Below are 17,094 nucleotides of genomic sequence, written 5' to 3'. Positions count from 1 at the left end.
GTCTTCGGCCGACGCGCCCAGCTCTGCAATGTCGCGCGCTCTGCATCCGTCATGTTCAGATCACGAAGAGGACGACCCATGATGTAACTCTAACACGATGTGCAGAATTATTCAACTAATTTACGAGACACTACACTAGGGAAGCTCTGAAGAAGTCAGAGCTTCCCTACGATTCAATACCCTGTCCAGGCGAGGATCGTCTCGATCACGTGCTTGGTATCCTCGGGATCGCGAACGCCGATGCAGTCGACGCCCGCCTGCAACACGGCGTAGTCGTTTCCGCCGGGGAAGATCGCGTCGCCGACATAGAGTATCTCGGCAATCGAAACGTGCAAAATCTCGCGCAGCTTGTGGATGCCGTGGGCTTTGTCGATACCGGGACGGGTTACGTCGATCGAGGTCGTGCCGCCGAGCCGCACGGAGAATCCGGGCAGCGTCGTAGCGAGAATTGCGCTGATCGCTTTGCGCTTGGCGAAGTCCGGATCCCACCTCTCCTTCGCTGCGAGCGGAGCTTGCTGGCCCAGCGCCGAGTAGGTGATCTGCGTTCCGCGATCTTCGATGCGCTCGCCCCAGGTTTGCTGCGGCTGAAACCCGGCCTGCGCGACGGCCTTCTCGAGCGCCTCCTCGATCGTCTGTTTTTCCGTATCGGTCAGATCTTCGGAATAGAGCTTGCGCCACCGGCCGTCATAGGCAAAAAATTTCGTTCCGCTCGTCGGCAAGATCGAAAGGTTCTCTAGCGTGCTTGCGGCCGGAAGACGGTCGACGACTTGTTTTTGAAATTGCGGGAAATCGCCGCCGGAGATGATCGCGACCTTCACCGCCTCGAGCAAACGCCCGAGCAACGCCGCCATCGCGTCGTCGATCGCGGACTTGCTCGGTGCCAGCGTGCCGTCGAGATCGAAGACGACCAGCTTCTTCAAGGGATACGGGGGCTCGGTTTACGCGGTGGCCAGCACCCCGTGATCGTCGCAATGCGAATCGTGCGCGTGGTGCAGATGGCCCTTCACCAAGTAATCCGCATGATCGCCGTGCGGTACGGCATTGTGGCCGCAACCCGTGCCGTGTTTGTGCGATCCTTCGTGACCTCCGCACGCATGCGTTTTGGTGCACTCGGCGGGATTCGTGCTCGAGACCTCGACGACGTGTTCGTCGATGTGTCCTTCGTGCACGTGATGCAGATGGCCGTCGTGAAGATAATCCACGTGCCCTTTGTGTTGGATTTTCGGATGCGCACAATCGGTCCCATGACTATGCGAATGCTTGTCGTGCGTCGTATGTTCCATGTCTAGAGTCTACCACGCGGTGCCAGAACGAAGCGATCCCGCGCACCCTTGGCCACCTGCTCGTACGCATCAACCGCCTGGCCCAGTGGCACGGCGCGGTCCATCGGCGCCGCTGCCAGCGCGCCCGATTCAAAGGCGGGAAGCATCGCCCGCAAGCGCTCGGCCGACGCGCTCGCATCGAGCTTACGGCTATCCGCACCGATGATTCGGCTTTCGTTATGATAGAAGTCCCGCAGATCGAATTCGACACGCGTCTTCCCGGTCGCGGCGATCGTCACCAGTCGCCCGCGGAGTGCGAGGCTCTTGAGCGAAGCTTCGAACGTGATGCCGCCGACCGCATCGAAGATGACGTCAGCGCCCTTGCCGCCGGTTGCATCGCGAATCGCCTGCGTGAGATGCTCGTCGCTTGCGACGTAGCGATCGATCGCGCGCGCGGCCGGTGAACCCGGTGCGGGCGGCAACACGTCGGCACCGACGATGAACGATGCACCACGCCAGCGCGCAAGTTGTGCGACCGCCGTGCCTACCCCGCCGCCGACGCCGACGATCGCGACGCTCTCGCCGGGCAGCAACGCCGCGAATTCGATCAAGCCGAGCCATGCGATGACCGCGGTTACGCCCACGCTCGCGGCTTCGGCAGCGCTCAACTTGGAAGGCTTGGGCGTCAGCGCCGCGACCGGCAGCCGCATCAACTCGGCGTGCGAGCCGTCGATGGTGAACCCGATCTCGCCGCCCGTTCCGAAGACGTCGCGACCGAGCCACTCTCTTGGACCGTCCTCGACGATACCGGCATAATCGCGCCCCGGCGTGCGCGGCAGCGTCGTCCCCTCCATCGCACCCGCCACGTTTTTCACGTCGCTCGGGTTGATCGACGCGGCGGTGATGCGAACCACCGCAAAGCCCTCGCTTGCGACCGGGTCGGGAAGGTCCGCGACCTGAAGCACGGACGAGGGCTCACCGAATTTTTCGAATCGCAATGCACGCATAGCTATCGTGTGGAACAGGCCTCGATATGCTAGGGTTGCTCCTCGCCGTCCTCACACACTATGACGTATTGATTCAAGCCGGGCACCAAGGGCGTCCCGATTGTTGGCGCGAGCCGCAGAGCCTATGCCACAACACCGGGGCCGGCACGCCGCCGGGAGAGATCGTCTGGAATCCGATCGTGGCCAACGAAGCGGCGCGTGTTTTGCGCGCGCACGGCGTGCGCGTGTTGCGGCTGCCCGCGTACGTGCACGGAACCTATCACGTGCGCGTCGCGGTCTACGTGCACTTCGACGGCAACGTGGTCCCGTGTAGTTCGGGCGCATCGGTCGCCTATCCGCGCTATAGCACCGCATCGAAAAATATCGCGGACGCGTGGAAACGGCTCTACGGAAAATATTGGCCTTACCGATTCAAGCACGACGACTTCACGCCGACCGAGCGCGCGTACTACGCATACCATCACGTGATCGCAACCGACGGCCAGTTTCTGATCGAAGGCGGCGAGATGACGTGTCCGGCGCAATACGCCTGGCTGAAACGCCACTTGCGCTGGGAGGGCGCGCTACTTGCCTACTTCCTGGGCGAACGAATCGGCGTCCGCGTTCCGTTTCCTGCCCCGCCTTGAGCACTATTCGCGGTGTAACGAGGAGAGCGCTTGGGCATGAACATTCTATAATGGACCCCGCGAGCTATCGCCGCTACTTTCAGCGCTCGGCAGACAGTCTGCATCGGGCGCGGAAGATCATCGTCGATGCGGTGCGCTCCTGGCTCTCGGGAGAGCATCTCTCCGAGTTCGAGATCGCGTTGGGCGAAGCACTGGCGAACCTGGTGGAGCACGGCGGCGGACAGACACTGATCGTGTCGTGCGCGTGCGACGACGAACGCGTGGTCGTCGAGATCGAGGATCGCGTCGTCGGCTTTTTGCGGTCCGACGTCGTCGCCGAGCGGCGCGAGCGCGAATCGCCGCGCGGCTACGGTTTTCTCATCATGCACCGCTTGCTCGACGAGGTGCATTACCTCGATCGCGGGCGGCGGCTGCGGTTGGTCAAATACCTTCCCCAGAGTTCGCATCAGGCGACGCCGGCCGACGGCGGCGTTTGACGTCGAGCGCAATCACGTCGGCGGCCGGCCCATGCGGCATTCCCACCTCGTGCTCGTGACCGCATTCGTGACAGGCCTCGATGGCCACTATCGTCTTGTCTTCGAGGGTAAGCTGCGCATCGAGCAATTCACTCCGGCGCTGCGGTGAGGGATGATCGCTCGCTTCCTTTTCGGCGATCGCCTTGGCCTCGGCGGCCTCGCGGAGATCGTAAATCGCGTCGATTTTCTTCTTTGAGATGGCCATGGTGAGAAAGATACCCGGCTCGCCCCACCGGTTAAAAGCGTGGAGAGAAAGGAAGCAAGCAGGCGCCTAGGCGAGATTGAGGTGCCGACGAAGAAAGGCGTTGCATGGTACGGCCTTTGGGCACGCTCTTCTCGCAACTCCGCGTCCAAGCGATTCTGATCGCACTGGTGCCGATCGTGGTGCTGGCAGCAATGCTCGCCTATACCGTGAGCACGCGAGCCGCAATCGGCCGAACCGCGTTTTGGGCCGATCACACCCAGCGGGTGATCCTTGCCAACGACGCGCTGCAGAACGCGTTCAGCCAAGAAGACGACGTCGCCACCAGCTACCGCCGGGCGGACGACGCGCGAGACGTCGCCGCATTTCGTGCGGCGGTTCGAGAAGTGCGCCGGCGCGTGGCTACCCTCGTGTCGGAGGCCGATGCGACGCCGGGCGAGCGGCGGTACGCCGGCATATTCGCGACCGCGGTCGATACCGGCAGCGCGTTTCTGGCGCGCTATTTCTACGCGGCGCGGCGCGGCGATTCGGCCACGATGAAGGCGATGATCGCATCGCCCGCAACGGCAAAACTCTCTGCCACGCTGGTGACCGCAAAACGCGACGTCGACCGCGCCGAGCGTGTGATCGCCGTCAACGCGCTCGCGAGCACCAGCCTGTACCTTCGCCGCTTCTCGGCGATCTTGCTCGGGACGCTCCTCGGCGGTATGGTGCTGTTTCTGGCGCTCGCCGTCGCCTTCGCGATCCACGTCGCGCGACGTGCGGAGCGATTGCGCACGAACGCCGAGGAACTGCTGCGCGGCGAACATCCAGATCCGTTGCCCGGCGACGACGAGATCGCGGGCGCCGAACGGGAATACCGTACGATCCTCACGCGCATGCAGCAAGAGCACAACAACGCAACCGTGCTGCAGCGCGCGCTGCTTCCGCAAAATCTGCCGCAGGTCCCGGGCGTGCGCATCGACGCGTCGTACACGCCTTCGCTCGCCGGCGCCGACGTCGGCGGCGACTGGTACGACGTCTTTCTGCTCGGTGACGGACGGCTCTGCATCAGTGTGGGCGACGTTTCGGGGCATGGCTTGCAAGCCGCGAGCACGATGGCACAGATGCGTCAATCCGTGCGCATGGCCGCGCGCTTGTACGAACAGCCCTCGGAGGTGCTGCAAGCCGTCAATCGCGCCGCGTGCGACGACAGCGGCCCGCTCGTGACGCTTTTCTACGGCGAGCTTTCACTGACCAGCGGCGTATTGCGCTACGCGTCGGCCGGTCACCCGATGCCGATCACCGTTCGCGCAACCGGCGTCGTCGAGCAGATTACCGGCGGCGGTCTGATCATGGGCGCCGACCGGCGCGCCGAGTACCGGCAACATTCCCTCTCCCTCGACGCCGGTTCGGCGATCGTCGTCTTCACCGACGGCGTGGTCGAAGTCGACCGGAAATTGGGCCGCGACTACTCCGCCGGCGTCGAGCGTTTGATCGACATCGTGAACCGCGAGTATTACAACGCCACCGAGAACATCGCGAACGTCATCCTGCGCGACGTACTCGACGGGAGCGTTCCCGGCGACGACGCGGCCGTGCTCTTCATCGGCATCACCGACATCGGATTCGCGCGTGTGAACACGGTGAAGACCTGGACGATCGACGCGCGCAGCGCGTCGGCCGCCCGCCGCGCCAAGCGCGCGTTCCTCTGGCATCTGGGCGAGTTCGCGTCCGACGGAACCGACCTGTCCGCACCGGAACTCATTTTCGGTGAACTGGTCGGCAACGTGGCACGCCATACGCCCGGATCGGCCGAGATCACGCTCGAGATCATGGAAGACGGCGCGTTCTTGCACGTCGCCGACGAAGGCCAGCCGATCGTCCATGCGGTCGCGCAGCCCGACGCTCTCGCCGAAGGCGGACGCGGCTTACTGCTGGTCGAGAACCTCGCGCGCGCGCTCACGATCGCGCGCACGCGCCGCGGTAATCGCGTGACGGCTGAGTTGCCGATCATGCTCGACCGGCGCGAACCCAGTCCGCGTGTACCGCGGCGCTTCCAGCGCCGCCGCGTCGCGCAAGCATCGTCATAGCCGCGCGGCGCGGATGGTTGGGCGATCGGGATCAGCGTTCGAAGAATTGCATCAGACGGCCGGTAAGCGCCGCGCCGGTAACCATTATCGATCCGCCGAGCGCCAGAAGCGCGATCAGCGTAAGCGCGATGGCGTGCGCCGGCATCGCCAGAGCGATGATGCCGAGTACGATGGCGCCGCAGCCGGTGAGGACCTGTGCGGTCACCGCGCTCGCGACGGTGGCTTGCGTGAGCTTCGTGGCCATCTCGCTGAGGCCGGCAGCGCTGGCGCGAAACATCGCCAGGCGCTCGATGCTGGCAGAACCTAACAGCAGCGTTGCGCCGGCGGCGATGACGGCACTCGCCAGCAGGATGCCCGGCGAAAAGCCGATCAACCCGAGAATGCCGAGCACGACGACCGCGGCACCGGCAATGATATCGCTGCCCATGCCGCCGCCGAGTTCGATCGCGCCGATCGCGCCTCCGCTGATGAGATCGACGAGTTTGGAGTATTGAGCTGCGATCGCTCCGCCTTGCGCGAATAGCGCCGCGCCGAGAACGATCGCCGCAATGGCCGTGACGAATCCATTGTCGCCACGCGCCAAACCGATAATGGCTAAGGCAATGACGGCAACTCCGGCTCCAGCCTCGATAACCGAACCGGCGGTCTCGACTTCGACGACCGTTCGTTCACCGTGGACGTGAGACGTAGTCATGAGATTGTGTTCCTCCTAAGGGATGGGTGTTCGGTTGCGTCGCGCAACCGCTATTCTTTTATCTACCCAACCTTGGCGAATTGCCACGAAGTAACTCGCTTCGGTGCCGAGCGGGCCCCCGTTCACCCACGCCGGTCCGTGGCCTTCCGTTCCCGAAACGTTGACGCTCTCCTCGCGCGCGGAGTACAGTGCACGAATGAACGAAACAGAACGCATCGCCCAGGGCAAGGCCCTCCGGCGCACCGTGCTGGGCGACGAGTACGTCGACCTCCACGGGGCGGCGCCCTCGAAGTTTCAAAAGGCCTTCGCCGATTTCGCCGCCGAGCATGTTTGGGCGAACGTGTGGATCAGGCCGGGACTGGCGCTGCGCGAGCGCAGCATCATCAACCTCGCGATTCTCTCCACCCTCGGCCGCTGGCCGGAGTTCGAAACACACGTGCGCGGCGCGCTCAACAACGGCCTCACCGAAGACGAGATCATCGAGGTCATCCTGCACACCGCCGTCTACGCCGGGGTTCCGGTCGCAGCCGAAGCGCTCCGCGCCGCCGAACGCGCCGTCAATGCGTATCAGAAATAGGCGCGTGCCTGGGCGTTGAGCGTATTTGCCTGCGTTTCGAGCAATCGCAAGACCTGGTAATCAGCGCGTGTCGGCGCCGCCTCGCCGGAGCGAACATCCGATGCGAGGAAGCTCAAACGCCCGTAGACGCGCTCCTGCACGCGCAGCGCGTCCTCGCCCTGGGTCAAACCCGGCGTGTAAATGCGGCGCAGCAGGGTGTCGATCGCCGCGGCCTGCGCGGGTTTCTTTTTCTTGAGCGCCTGTAAACGATCGATCGTTTTCGTCAGCGACACGAGATCCCCGCGAATGCGCAGCACGAACGCGAGTTGCTCCCGCAGGGCCGCGGGCGACGCGGTCGAGCGCGGGTCTTGCAGCACGCGCACCGACCCTTGGACGGTTCGTCCGCCGGCAAGCACTCGAACGGTGTAGCGTCCCGGAATGGCGAGCGGCCCCGCAAAGCCGCCGGGGTTCCAAGGAACGTAGTTTGCAGCAAGTTCGATCTTGTCGTAGCGCAGATTCCACCAAACGCGATTGATGCCGGCGATCGGTTTCTTCACGCCGATCGTTCGGATCACGTGCGCTCCGTCGAGAATTTCAACCGTCACGTGAGCGTGTGCGGGCACCGCCGACAACCAGAAATCGACGTCGGCGCCGTATCCGGGGTTCTCTCCCCAGATCGACGCGGTCGCCAGGCTCGGCCGCAGCTCGAAGCGATAGGCATCGCGCAGCGTGAAGAGGTGCAGCGGCTGCGCGCGGACGGCTGCGCTCATCTCTTGCAGCGGATGCAGGTCGTCGAGAATCCAGATGCCGCGCCCGTGCGTCGCAACGACGAGATCGTCGAAGCGCCGCTGGATCTTGAAGTCGTAATACGGGGCCGTCGGCAATCCGAACCCGAATTGCGTCCACGACGCGCCGTCGTCGTAGGAATACCAGAGCGCGGTCTCGGTTCCGGCGTAGAGCATACCTCGGCGGAACGGGTCGGGGCGAATCATGCGCGTGTAGCTGTTCTGCGGCAATCCGTTCGAGATCACGCTCCAGCTCTTGCCGTAGTCGTGGGTGACGAACAGATGCGGTGCGCGATCGCCCCACTTGTGCGCGTCGGCCGCGACATAGGCCGTCGCCGCGTCGAAGGGCGAGGGCGCGACGTAGTCGACGCGCAGCCAATGCTGTTTCGGCACGAAACGGAACTGCGGCGGCGTGACGTTTTGCCAGTGCGATCCGTCATCACGCGTGAGCCACACGCGGCCGTCGTCGGTGCCGGCCCAAATTTCGCCGTCGCGAACGCTCGACGGACCGATGCTGAAGACGACGTTGTAATATTCGACGCTGGTATTGTCGGGCGTGAGCGGCGTACCGGAGAGTTGTTGGCGCGCCTTGTTGTTGCGGGTCAGGTCGGGGCTGATCGGGCGCCAGGTGGCCCCGCCGTCGTCGGTTTCGAAGATTCGGTTCCCGCCCATGAAGAGCCGGTGCGGATGCTGCGGCGGCATCGCGAGCGGCGAGGTCCATTGAAAGCGATATTTGAGCGGAGCCGCCGGCCACCCCATCGCGTCTTCGGGCCACACGTTGATCGCATGCACTTGCGTGGTTCGGCGATCGAATCGCGTGAGCGATCCTTGGTAGCCGTCGCCGTAGATGATGTTCGAATCCGCCCGGTCGAAAAGAATCCAACCGCTCTCCCCGCCGCCGGCGTAGAAAAAGTCGCCTAGGCCGATGCCTTGGTATTCGAGGCTGTTGCTCGGGCCGCAGGCGCTGCCGGCGTCTTGATCCTCGGCGCAAATCGTGTACGGAACGCGGTCATCGACGTCGAGATGATACGGCTGCGCGATCGGCATCGGCTTCCAGGTCAGCGTGTTCGTTCCGTCGACGCTTACGGCGATGCCGTCATCACTGGCAACGGCAAGGCGCGCGGGATTCGAGGGATCGATCCACATCTGATGGTTGTCGCCGAACCCGGCCGGACGCTTGATCGTGTGAACCGTCTTTCCGCCGTCGGTGGTTTGCCAAATCTCGACCGACATGAAGTAGACGTGATTCTCGTTCTTCGGATCGACGGCGAGCGAGGTGAAATAGAACGGCCGCTGATCGATGCCGTGTGAGGTGTTCACCATCGTCCAGGTCTTGCCGCGATCGTCGCTGCGCCAGAGCGTTCCTTGCGATGATTCGATCATCGCATAGATCCGCTGCGGATTGCTCGGCGCGAACGCGAGCGCGATGCGTCCGGTGACGCCGCTCGGCAGGCCGTGGCCTTGCAAGCGCGTCCAGTGGTCGCCGCCGTCGGTCGATTCGTAGATGCCGTCGTTGGGACCGCCGCTGGTGAGATGATACGCGTTGCGCCAGCCTTCCCACATGCCGGCGAAGATCACGTTCGGATCGGCCGGATCGATCGCGATGCTCGAGCCGCCGGTGCGATCGTCGGTATAGAGAACTTTTTGCCAGGTCTTGCCGCCGTCGGTCGTCCGGTAGATACCGCGATCGGTGCTGGCGCGATACACGTCGCCGAGCGCCGCGACGAAGACGCGATCCGGATTGCTCGCATCCACCGCGACCGCGGCGATCGATCCGGTGGCGTCGAGTCCGTCATGCGTCCAGGTTTTACCCGCGTCGCTCGAGCGCCACATGCCGTCGCCGAACGCAACGTCGTTGCGCAAATTCTGCTCGCCGGTACCGGCGTACAGAATCGACGGATTCGACGGCGCGACCGCGATGGCGCTGATCGAACTGACCGGCTCGTTATTGAAGATCGACGACCACGTTTCGCCGCCGTTCGTGCTCTTGAACATGCCGCCGAGACCACCCGCGTAATAGATCGCCGGGTCAGATGGAACGCCCGCAACGGTGTCGAGCCGTCCGTCAAACGGCCCGATGTTGCGAAACTCGAGCGCGGCGCCGAGAAGCAGTGCAGGAATCATGCGCTAGTAGTTCCACTCCGCGTTGCTTACGCCCGCCGGCGTCGCGTTGCGCACGTCCCGCGCCATCATCTCTAACAACGCGGCCCAGGTCATCGGATGCCAGCCGTGGCCTTTCATCGGACGCCCGTATTCGAACGTCGCTTTCGGGTTCGGCGTAACGCTCTGCAAGAAGTCCTGTGCCTTATAGACGGCAAGGTTGAGGAAATAGCTGTCCATGTCGCCGACGAAGAAGCGTAGCTTGCCGGTCAGATCGGGACCGATCTTCGGCCACTGTGCCTTCATGTAGGCAACCAAATCGTAGCCGTGATCGCGCGCGTATTGCACGACGCTTTTATCGATGACGCCGGTGCGCATGTTCCAGAGTGGTTTCGGATAACCGTCGGGTCCGGCCGGATCGAAGATCGCCCACCAGCCGTCGAGCTGATACTCCGAACGCCCGTGCGAACCCATCGCCAATTCGTATCGGCTCAACTCCTGTTCGGTCGCGAGGTTCTGCCCGTTGGGCATGCGCGAAAAATAGCGCGGGTAGCGATGCCAAGGATCGTCCGGCGGCGCGGGCGCGAACCAGCCGCTCGCGTCGGTGTAGAGATCGTCGAGCTGGAAAGCGCTGAAATCGATCGGGTCCGGATCGAAGACGTACGCGTGACCGAAGAACGTGGGGTGCTGCAAGATCAGCGCTAGCGACTCCCACCCGCCGGTCGATCCGCCTTCGGTGAAGCGCGCTCGCGCTTCGCGCAACACGCGAAAATGCGTTTCGAGATAGGGAATCAACTCATTCATCAGCGCGTCGCCGAACGGACCGCAGTTCGCACCGTTGACCGCGTACGAGTCGTCGAAGAACGGGCAGGGGTGCTGGAACGTGATCAGCAGGAAGCGCGGAAAATGATCCGAGTTCCAGGCTTCGTAGAACTCGTAGCCGGTCCCGATCCCCGCGCGTTTGCCGGCGGCCGCCGCGGCGGGTGTCTCGGTGCTGTTGTCGGTCGTGAACTCCCAGGGTATCCGATCGTAGAAATGTCCTTGGTTGTAGACGACCGGATAGCGCGAGTTCGGATGCGATGCATACCCTTTTGGCAAAAGGATCGTCGCGCCCAGATAGATCGGGCTTCCCCAGAACTTCGTGAGCGAGGGGCTGAGGATGCGAATGTGTTTGATCCACGGCGTGTCGCTGTCGTAGCCGGGTCCGCCGAGCAGGTTGGCAATGTCTTTCTCCGAGATGACCTGATTCATCACGAAACGCAGGGTGGCGTGGTGCGCCGCATCGATGTGCACGCGTTGGATCGCGCTGTGGAGATTGCCGGGGTCGAGAGAAAAGATCTGTGGCGCCCACTGTTCGTGCGCCCAGATGACATGGCCGTCGGCGCGATGATAGCGAACGTAGATGTCGACGAACGCCTCGGCGTAGTAATCGCCGGCCGGCACGTCATTGATGCTCGCGAGCGGATAGCCCTCGCTCGATCCGTCGATCACCGTGTCGTGCCCCGGGGCAAGCGCGCTCACGTCGGCGGCAAAGAACGGCGGCGATTCTTCCGGCGAGAGAACTTGGATGCGTGGATCGAGTTTATCGCTTTTCGTCAGGACGACGTAGACACGTCCGGTGATCGGTGCCGAATGTACCGACGCGGGGAAACTGACGTTCACGAGCAACGCGAGGAGAGGCGCCGCGATCACTATTTCACCTCCGGATATTGCGCGACGACCTTGCCGTCGGCGTCGAGGAATTGCAGCTCGGCCTGCCCACCGGCGGTGACGAACATCTTGATGCGCGGCTTGCCTGCTCCGTCGGCCAGCATCACCTGCGCGGTATTATCCGGATCGTATCCGAACAGGAAGCGGGTTGCCGCGCGCAGGTTCGGGTGCTGCGCGATGATCGCGCGCTTTTCGGCCATCGTCTTGGCGTTCTCGACCTGCTGGATCACGTTCATCATCTCAGGCGAATCGTAGCGCGGACGATTCCAGCCAACCATGTACGCATACGTCTTGCCGTTGTCGTTACCGTCATCGACTTGCAGCAATTGATCCGTCACGACCGTATCGAACGAGAGCGTATTGCCGGAAGCGAACGTGCCGTCGGCTTTCTTGATGCCGGTCCAGGTGAGTCCACCTTGTTCGTCACCGCGCTCGTTGTAGAAAATGAGCCCGTTGTCCGCGCCGCTCGAACGCTTGAGCGCCTTGCCGTTGACGATCGGCGGCGGAAAGTCGTCGTGGCTGGTTATGACCACGGCCAGCTTGCCTTCACGATCGATGACGTTGATGCGATGCACGGTGAGCGTGTCGATCGTCGCATTGCTGCTCGCTTCGTGCGCGGCCGCGAGTAGGAATGTACCGGCGATCAGCGTGACGGCCAGCGAATAGTAGCGAAGAAAGCGAATCTCTCTGCGAATCGAACGGGTTTGCATCGTATCCCCTTTTGCGTCAATTGCTCGGAATGTAGCGGAAAAACCACTGCGCCCACGTGCGATCGATCGCCATGCGTTGGACCGGATCGGATGGGTGGTGGCCGTAGGCGCGCGCGGCGACGAACTGCACCGTCTTCCCCTGGTCGCGCAGCGCCGAATAGAATTCGTATGCTTCCGGCGTCGGTGCCCGCGGATCGTAATCGTCGCTCAAGATCAACGTCGCCGCGCTGACGTTCGCGGCGTAGGTAACCGGCGAGCTCTTGCGGTACGCGTCGAGGCCGTGCGGCGTCCACGGCGTGAGGCCGCCGAACAGATCGGCCATGTACGAGTCGATCTCGCTGAGCGTGTACTGCATCACCGCGTCGTCGACGGCTGCGCCGCTCACCGCGGCTTTCCAATAGTCGTAGTGGGTGATCAGCCACGAGGTCAGCCATCCGCCGGCCGACCAACCGGAAACGCCGACACGCGCCGGATCGATCGAAATCGCGGCTTCGACGGCTTTGAGGCCGGCAACGCAATCCTCGCCCGGGCCGAGCGGCGGCTCGTCACCGATGATCGCGTGCGCGTACGCAAAACCGAGGTTGTCGCTGCCGCGATAGTTCGGTTGCAACACCACGTAGCCGTGGGCTGCGAGGATCTGCACGAGCGGATCGAAGGCGGTCGTCGAGGCTCCGAAAGTCGGGCCGCCGTGAATGACCAGTACGAGCGGATAGGTCTTCGTGCGTTCGTAACCGAGCGGATACGTCAGCACGCCGTCCTCGTCGAAGCCGCCGTTTTTCCAAGTCAGCTCGCGCGAGTCCGCCAAATCGAGTGCGGCGGTTGCGTGGTTGAAGTCGGTCAGCTTCGCCGGTTTCGATGCGCCCGGTGCGAGGTAATAGAGTTCGCCCGGGTCGTGCGGCGTCGAGCCGATGAACGCCACCGCACCGTTCGCCGCGCTTCCGCTGCCGGCGAAAGCGACGTCGCCCATGTCGACGCGACGGGCTTTCCCGCCGCTCACGATCCACATCGGCGTCGTGACATGATCGTTCGCGGCGACGGCGATTTCGTCGCCGTGATGCATCCACGCGAGAAATTCTACGTTGCGATCGAGCGAGGGCGCGATCTCGCGTGTTTCGTGCGAACCCGGCGTGGCTGCAACGAGATCCTGTTGGAGCACGACCGATTGATGCGCAGCTCCCTCATACGCGATACGATCGCCCTCGGGGGCAAACGCGGGACTCCAACTCCAGCGATCGTCGCCGACGATGCTCACGGTTTTGGTAGCAAAGTCGTAGACGGCAATGCGCGTCTTGAACAGGCTATCGTGATAGGCGTCCGGCATCCGGCTGAACGCCAAATACTTTCCACCGGACGAAAACGAGAGCTGATCCGGATAGACGCTCCACGACCCTTGCGTCAATCGCTCCGGTTGGCCGCCGATCGTTTGCAGCCACAAATGGGCCGGAATCGGTTCGGCGCGCAAGAGATACGAGTTGTCGCCGACGGTCCACAGTTGGTCGTGCGCTTTGAGCGCCGCGGCGTTCGCCGGATCGTCAGGCGAGACGAAGGCGATCGCCTTCCCGTCCGGCCGCCACGCATACGCCTCCACGCTGTTTTTTGCGCTCGTCACCGGATGCGCGTCGCCCCCGTTCATCGGCATGACCCAAACCTGCGCCGTCTCCTCTTTGCCGTTTTGAACCACGTCGACGAATGCGAGTTGCGTGCCGTCGGGAGACCACTGCGGATCGCCGACGTCCTTGCGGTCGTGCGTGAGAACACGCTGCGATCCGTCGTTCACGTTGACTAGGACGAGCTCACGATCGCTGCGATCCGCTTTGGCATCGGTGTGCGAGACGACCACGACGATCTGCTTGCCGTCGGGAGAAAGCTGGGGGCTCTCCACGCCGACGATGCGGTAATAGTCATCGAAAGTAAACGGACGCGCGTGCGCCGCCGCTGGAGTGATCATCGTCGGTAATCCTTAGTGCGGCGTCGAGCCGAGATTCTGGATCAACTCCACGTGGACGCTCGTCGGACCGTAGTTGCCGCCGACGGTGAGACCGACCAAACCGGTTCCCGGCAGCAGCGGCGCATTAATGCCGCCGAAGTAGTTGGTCCAACTCGAGCCGTATGTGTCGAAGATGTTATCGACCGAGAGTTGCAAATTGGTTCCCGGACGAAGCGGTTCGCGAATGGCGGCGTTGAAGATGAAGAACGGCGGTAAACTGAACGTATTGTTCTCTCCGTAGTAGGTCGACCCGAAGAGATAATACGTCCCGTGCGGCGTGCGGTAGTTCACTTCCGCGTACCCCATCATATAGGGGACAGCCGAACCGTTGACCGTGTTGAATCCCAGGCCGCTCGCGTTCCAATTGGCGTTGGGTAGAATGCCGAGATTGGTATTGGGCGTGCAGCCCGGTCCGGGAACCGAGCAATAAAAGTACGGCGGCAGATCGTATGCGTACGCGCGCTGCAGATCGCCCTGGATCCGATAGCCCCAGCCGACCAGCGGCGTTCCTTCTAACATCACTTCGAGGCCGGCGTATCTCGCATGACCGAGATTGCTCGTTTCGGTCGCGTAGAGAGGCAACGGTGCCGGCGGAGGCTCGACGCCCGGCGGAACGTAAGTTCCGATGAGCGAGGTGCTGCTGAGAAACTCGTTGCGTAGCGTCTCGTCGTACACGTCCGCGGAAAGCAGCGTAGATCGATCCAGCCGGCGGTCGACGCCGAGATCGACACCGAACGCCGTTTCCGGCGCGATCGCGCCGTTGTTGAGGTTCTCCGTGTAGTATGTCGGCGCACCGTTGATGTTCGGCAGCGGCGTCGTGCCCGGCGAGGAGAGCAGCGAGAGTTCCGGTGGCGCAATCGAAAACCCGGCTCCGAGCCGCCACGTCGTATCGTTGTTCGGCGCCCACGTTAGACCCATGCGCGGTGCGTCGTAGCCGCGTGTCGCGTTCTGCCACGTCGCTCCACCATTGTCCGTGTAGTGACTGCTGTACTGAATCCCGTAGTTTGCCAAGCCAAGAAACACGCGCGGAGCGACGTAGAAGTGCCCGCGCACCATCTCGGTCGTGAAGTTCTGGCCGGCGCCGGGGGGCAAGCCGAAGAACGGCGGACCGGCGGTCGCGTCGTCGGTATAGGAGAGCGAATCGTGGTGCGCCTGATCGATCGAGAACGAAACGTCGTCGCCGTTGCCGAACGGGCGCGTAAAGAGCAGCGACTCGCCGCGCAGATGATCCTGCTCGAGATCTTCGTTGGTCGCGTCAGCTACGCTCAGCGTTGCCGTTTGTCCGCTGAAATACTCGGTCGTGGGAGCACCCGAACTGCACGCGCCGGTCGCGGGATCGTACGTGGCGCCGGACGGACACACCATGATGCCGCCATAGGTTGCGCCGCTGAAGCTCAAGCTGCCGTCGGGAGCGGTTTGAATGTACGCGTAGTCCGTATCGGAACCGCTGAAGTAGCGCCCGAGCATCGCCCAGTTGCCGAAGCTCGTGCGAAATTCGGCCTGAAACAGATTCTGCTGCACCGACTCGTACTGCGGAATGAAAGCTTCAAGGTCGTAGGGAATCGAGGTGCCCGGTGCGACGGAGCCGGTGTAACCCGGACACGCTGGGGGCGTGGCGTTGAAGCCGTTCGCGCACGGCTCGAAGACCGAGAAGCTGGAGCTATCGGTGCCGATCGGCGAAAGCGACGTCAGGTCGACGCCGCCGACATTGCTGAACGCCTGCGCGCCGAGATAACTGACCGTGAGCGAAGTGAACGGCGAGAGATTGAAGCGTAGCTTCGCCAGTTCGTTGCGCGAGTAATAGGCCGTATTGACGTCGTAGCAACAGATGTAGAGCGGGTCGTAGAATTGCAATCCGCCGATGCCCGCGTAGTTGCTGGTTGGCGGATAGAGCCCGAAGCCCTCGACCGACTGCGCGATCTGCTGACCGTTGATCGTGGGGGCACCCAAGCCTGCGACGAGGTTGATCTGCGACCCGGCGATCGGGTAATTCCGGAGCGGCCCAGGTGCGCCGTCGGTCGCAAAACCCAGCGCGTAATCGAGCCAGTGGGTTTTGGTGGAACCGGTCGCGCGCAGCGCGGTCGTGATGCCGCCCCAGTTGTCGCTGCCAAGCAGCAGCGTCGATTGATTCGTACGCGTCGGCTGCAGCGTGACGTAGTTGACGGTTCCGCCGATCGCGTAGTTGATCTCTTCCGGCATCGCGCCCGGACCCTTCACGATCTCGATCGAGTCGAGCAAGAGCGGGTTGAGATAGATCGGATTGTAGGTTCCGCCGAGCGAGAGGGCCGTCGGGTGACCGTCGATGAGCTGCTCGGTCTCGTACGGCAACGCGCCGCGAATTTGAATGCTCTGCAGCGCGCCGGCGGATGCGCCGTTCCCGTTTTCGGGTGAGGCGGCCGAGATGATGCCGGGGGTCTCGTTGAGGATCTTGGTAACCTGCGTCACACCTTGGTCCTGGAAGACCTGGTTGCTGATCGAAGTGACCGCCGCGCTCGAGGTGTTCATCTGCGGTTGGCCGGCCGCGTTGGTCGACACCGTTGCGATCGTGCGCAGCCCCGAGAAGCTCACCGGTACCAGCGTCACGGCCAGGCTCTCGTTTTCGCCGATGAAGACCAGCACCGTGTCGTTGCGGTACTCTTGAAAGCTCGCCTTCGAAACGAGCAGCGTATATTCTCCCGGCGGTACGTTCGCAATCGTAAACGCGCCGGCCGCGTCGGTCGTGGTTCCGAGCGTCGCCGCGCCGCGCAGCGACACGGCAGCGCCGCCGATCGGCGCGCCGTCGGCGGTGTGCACGGTGCCGGAAACGACGCCGGTTTCCGCAGCGAGCGCACCGAGCGGAATAGAGGTCATCGCGGCCATCACTACCGC

Annotated in this window: 14 protein-coding genes; 4 read left to right on the top strand and 10 right to left on the bottom strand. The window is 63.2% G+C overall.

Going from position 1 to position 17,094, the window contains the following annotated elements; all coding sequences use genetic code 11:
• Nucleotides 1-173: 173 nt before the first annotated feature.
• Genes VMF11_02380 through VMF11_02370 form a run of 3 tightly spaced genes read right to left on the bottom strand, consistent with a single transcriptional unit; the run spans nucleotide 174 to nucleotide 2,227 of the window.
• A complete protein-coding gene (locus VMF11_02380; GenBank protein HTU69141.1) occupies nucleotides 174-920 on the bottom strand; it encodes an HAD-IIB family hydrolase in 747 nt (248 codons plus the stop codon).
• Nucleotides 921-938: 18 nt separating this feature from the next.
• Nucleotides 939-1,283, bottom strand: coding sequence for a hypothetical protein (locus VMF11_02375; protein ID HTU69140.1), 345 nt, complete (start codon nucleotides 1,281-1,283; stop codon nucleotides 939-941).
• A 2-nt stretch (nucleotides 1,284-1,285) separates the two neighbouring features.
• Complete coding sequence (locus tag VMF11_02370) at nucleotides 1,286-2,227, bottom strand: zinc-binding alcohol dehydrogenase family protein (protein HTU69139.1); 942 nt, start codon at nucleotides 2,225-2,227, stop codon at nucleotides 1,286-1,288.
• Between the two features lie 68 nt (nucleotides 2,228-2,295).
• On the opposite strand from VMF11_02370, the gene VMF11_02365 reads away from it, so the two are divergent.
• Together VMF11_02365 and VMF11_02360 are read left to right on the top strand one after the other, a co-directional pair.
• Nucleotides 2,296-2,895 (top strand): hypothetical protein, encoded by a 600-nt coding sequence (locus VMF11_02365; protein HTU69138.1) that lies wholly within the window; start codon nucleotides 2,296-2,298, stop codon nucleotides 2,893-2,895.
• Nucleotides 2,896-2,945: 50 nt separating this feature from the next.
• On the top strand, nucleotides 2,946-3,371 hold the full coding sequence (locus VMF11_02360) for an ATP-binding protein (GenBank protein HTU69137.1): 426 nt from the start codon (nucleotides 2,946-2,948) through the stop codon (nucleotides 3,369-3,371).
• Here VMF11_02360 and VMF11_02355 read toward each other — a convergent pair.
• On the bottom strand, nucleotides 3,316-3,615 hold the full coding sequence (locus tag VMF11_02355) for a hypothetical protein (protein ID HTU69136.1): 300 nt from the start codon (nucleotides 3,613-3,615) through the stop codon (nucleotides 3,316-3,318). The genes VMF11_02360 and VMF11_02355 overlap by 56 nt on opposite strands.
• A 104-nt stretch (nucleotides 3,616-3,719) precedes the next feature.
• Between VMF11_02355 and VMF11_02350 the strand changes: the two genes are divergently transcribed.
• Entirely contained in the window at nucleotides 3,720-5,684 is a 1,965-nt protein-coding gene (locus VMF11_02350) for a SpoIIE family protein phosphatase (GenBank protein HTU69135.1), read from the top strand.
• Nucleotides 5,685-5,715: 31 nt separating this feature from the next.
• Here the strand turns inward: VMF11_02350 and VMF11_02345 are convergent, their stop codons facing one another.
• A complete protein-coding gene (locus tag VMF11_02345) occupies nucleotides 5,716-6,378 on the bottom strand; it encodes a hypothetical protein (GenBank protein ID HTU69134.1) in 663 nt (220 codons plus the stop codon).
• Nucleotides 6,379-6,481: 103 nt separating this feature from the next.
• Between VMF11_02345 and VMF11_02340 the strand changes: the two genes are divergently transcribed.
• Complete coding sequence (locus VMF11_02340) at nucleotides 6,482-6,955, top strand: carboxymuconolactone decarboxylase family protein (protein ID HTU69133.1); 474 nt, start codon at nucleotides 6,482-6,484, stop codon at nucleotides 6,953-6,955.
• On the opposite strand, the gene VMF11_02335 is transcribed toward VMF11_02340, so the two are convergent.
• From VMF11_02335 to VMF11_02315, 5 genes are read right to left on the bottom strand one after another with little or no spacing between them, the layout of a single operon-like run.
• Nucleotides 6,946-9,843 (bottom strand): hypothetical protein, encoded by a 2,898-nt coding sequence (locus VMF11_02335; protein ID HTU69132.1) that lies wholly within the window; start codon nucleotides 9,841-9,843, stop codon nucleotides 6,946-6,948. The two genes, VMF11_02340 and VMF11_02335, sit on opposite strands and share 10 nt — an antisense overlap.
• A 3-nt stretch (nucleotides 9,844-9,846) precedes the next feature.
• A complete protein-coding gene (locus tag VMF11_02330; GenBank protein ID HTU69131.1) occupies nucleotides 9,847-11,511 on the bottom strand; it encodes an alpha/beta hydrolase-fold protein in 1,665 nt (554 codons plus the stop codon).
• Nucleotides 11,511-12,239 carry a hypothetical protein gene (locus VMF11_02325; protein HTU69130.1) on the bottom strand — a complete coding sequence of 243 codons (729 nt, stop codon included), beginning with the start codon at nucleotides 12,237-12,239 and terminating at the stop codon, nucleotides 11,511-11,513. The genes VMF11_02330 and VMF11_02325 overlap by 1 nt, the downstream gene beginning before the upstream one ends.
• Nucleotides 12,240-12,255: 16 nt before the next feature.
• Nucleotides 12,256-14,187 carry a S9 family peptidase gene (locus VMF11_02320; protein HTU69129.1) on the bottom strand — a complete coding sequence of 644 codons (1,932 nt, stop codon included), beginning with the start codon at nucleotides 14,185-14,187 and terminating at the stop codon, nucleotides 12,256-12,258.
• 12 nt (nucleotides 14,188-14,199) lie between these two features.
• Nucleotides 14,200-17,076 (bottom strand): TonB-dependent receptor, encoded by a 2,877-nt coding sequence (locus VMF11_02315; GenBank protein HTU69128.1) that lies wholly within the window; start codon nucleotides 17,074-17,076, stop codon nucleotides 14,200-14,202.
• Nucleotides 17,077-17,094 lie beyond the last annotated feature (18 nt).

The sequence above is a fragment of the Candidatus Baltobacteraceae bacterium genome, from assembly GCA_035502855.1.
Classification (GTDB): Bacteria; Vulcanimicrobiota; Vulcanimicrobiia; order Vulcanimicrobiales; family Vulcanimicrobiaceae; genus Aquilonibacter.
Note: the sequence above shows the minus strand (reverse complement) of the source record. Positions and strands in the feature narration are given on the sequence as shown.

Excerpts from the sequence above, each read along its gene's own strand:
- VMF11_02375 (HTU69140.1), bottom strand. The coding sequence starts at position 1,283 with ATGGAACATACGACGCACGACAAGCATTCGCATAGTCATGGGACCGAT.
- VMF11_02365 (HTU69138.1), top strand. The coding sequence starts at position 2,296 with ATGCTAGGGTTGCTCCTCGCCGTCCTCACACACTATGACGTATTGATT.
- VMF11_02360 (HTU69137.1), top strand. The coding sequence starts at position 2,946 with ATGGACCCCGCGAGCTATCGCCGCTACTTTCAGCGCTCGGCAGACAGT.
- VMF11_02355 (HTU69136.1), bottom strand. The coding sequence starts at position 3,615 with ATGGCCATCTCAAAGAAGAAAATCGACGCGATTTACGATCTCCGCGAG.
- VMF11_02350 (HTU69135.1), top strand. The coding sequence starts at position 3,720 with ATGGTACGGCCTTTGGGCACGCTCTTCTCGCAACTCCGCGTCCAAGCG.
- VMF11_02345 (HTU69134.1), bottom strand. The coding sequence starts at position 6,378 with ATGACTACGTCTCACGTCCACGGTGAACGAACGGTCGTCGAAGTCGAG.
- VMF11_02335 (HTU69132.1), bottom strand. The coding sequence starts at position 9,843 with ATGATTCCTGCACTGCTTCTCGGCGCCGCGCTCGAGTTTCGCAACATC.
- VMF11_02325 (HTU69130.1), bottom strand. The coding sequence starts at position 12,239 with ATGCAAACCCGTTCGATTCGCAGAGAGATTCGCTTTCTTCGCTACTAT.
- VMF11_02320 (HTU69129.1), bottom strand. The coding sequence starts at position 14,187 with ATGATCACTCCAGCGGCGGCGCACGCGCGTCCGTTTACTTTCGATGAC.
- VMF11_02315 (HTU69128.1), bottom strand. The coding sequence starts at position 17,076 with ATGACCTCTATTCCGCTCGGTGCGCTCGCTGCGGAAACCGGCGTCGTT.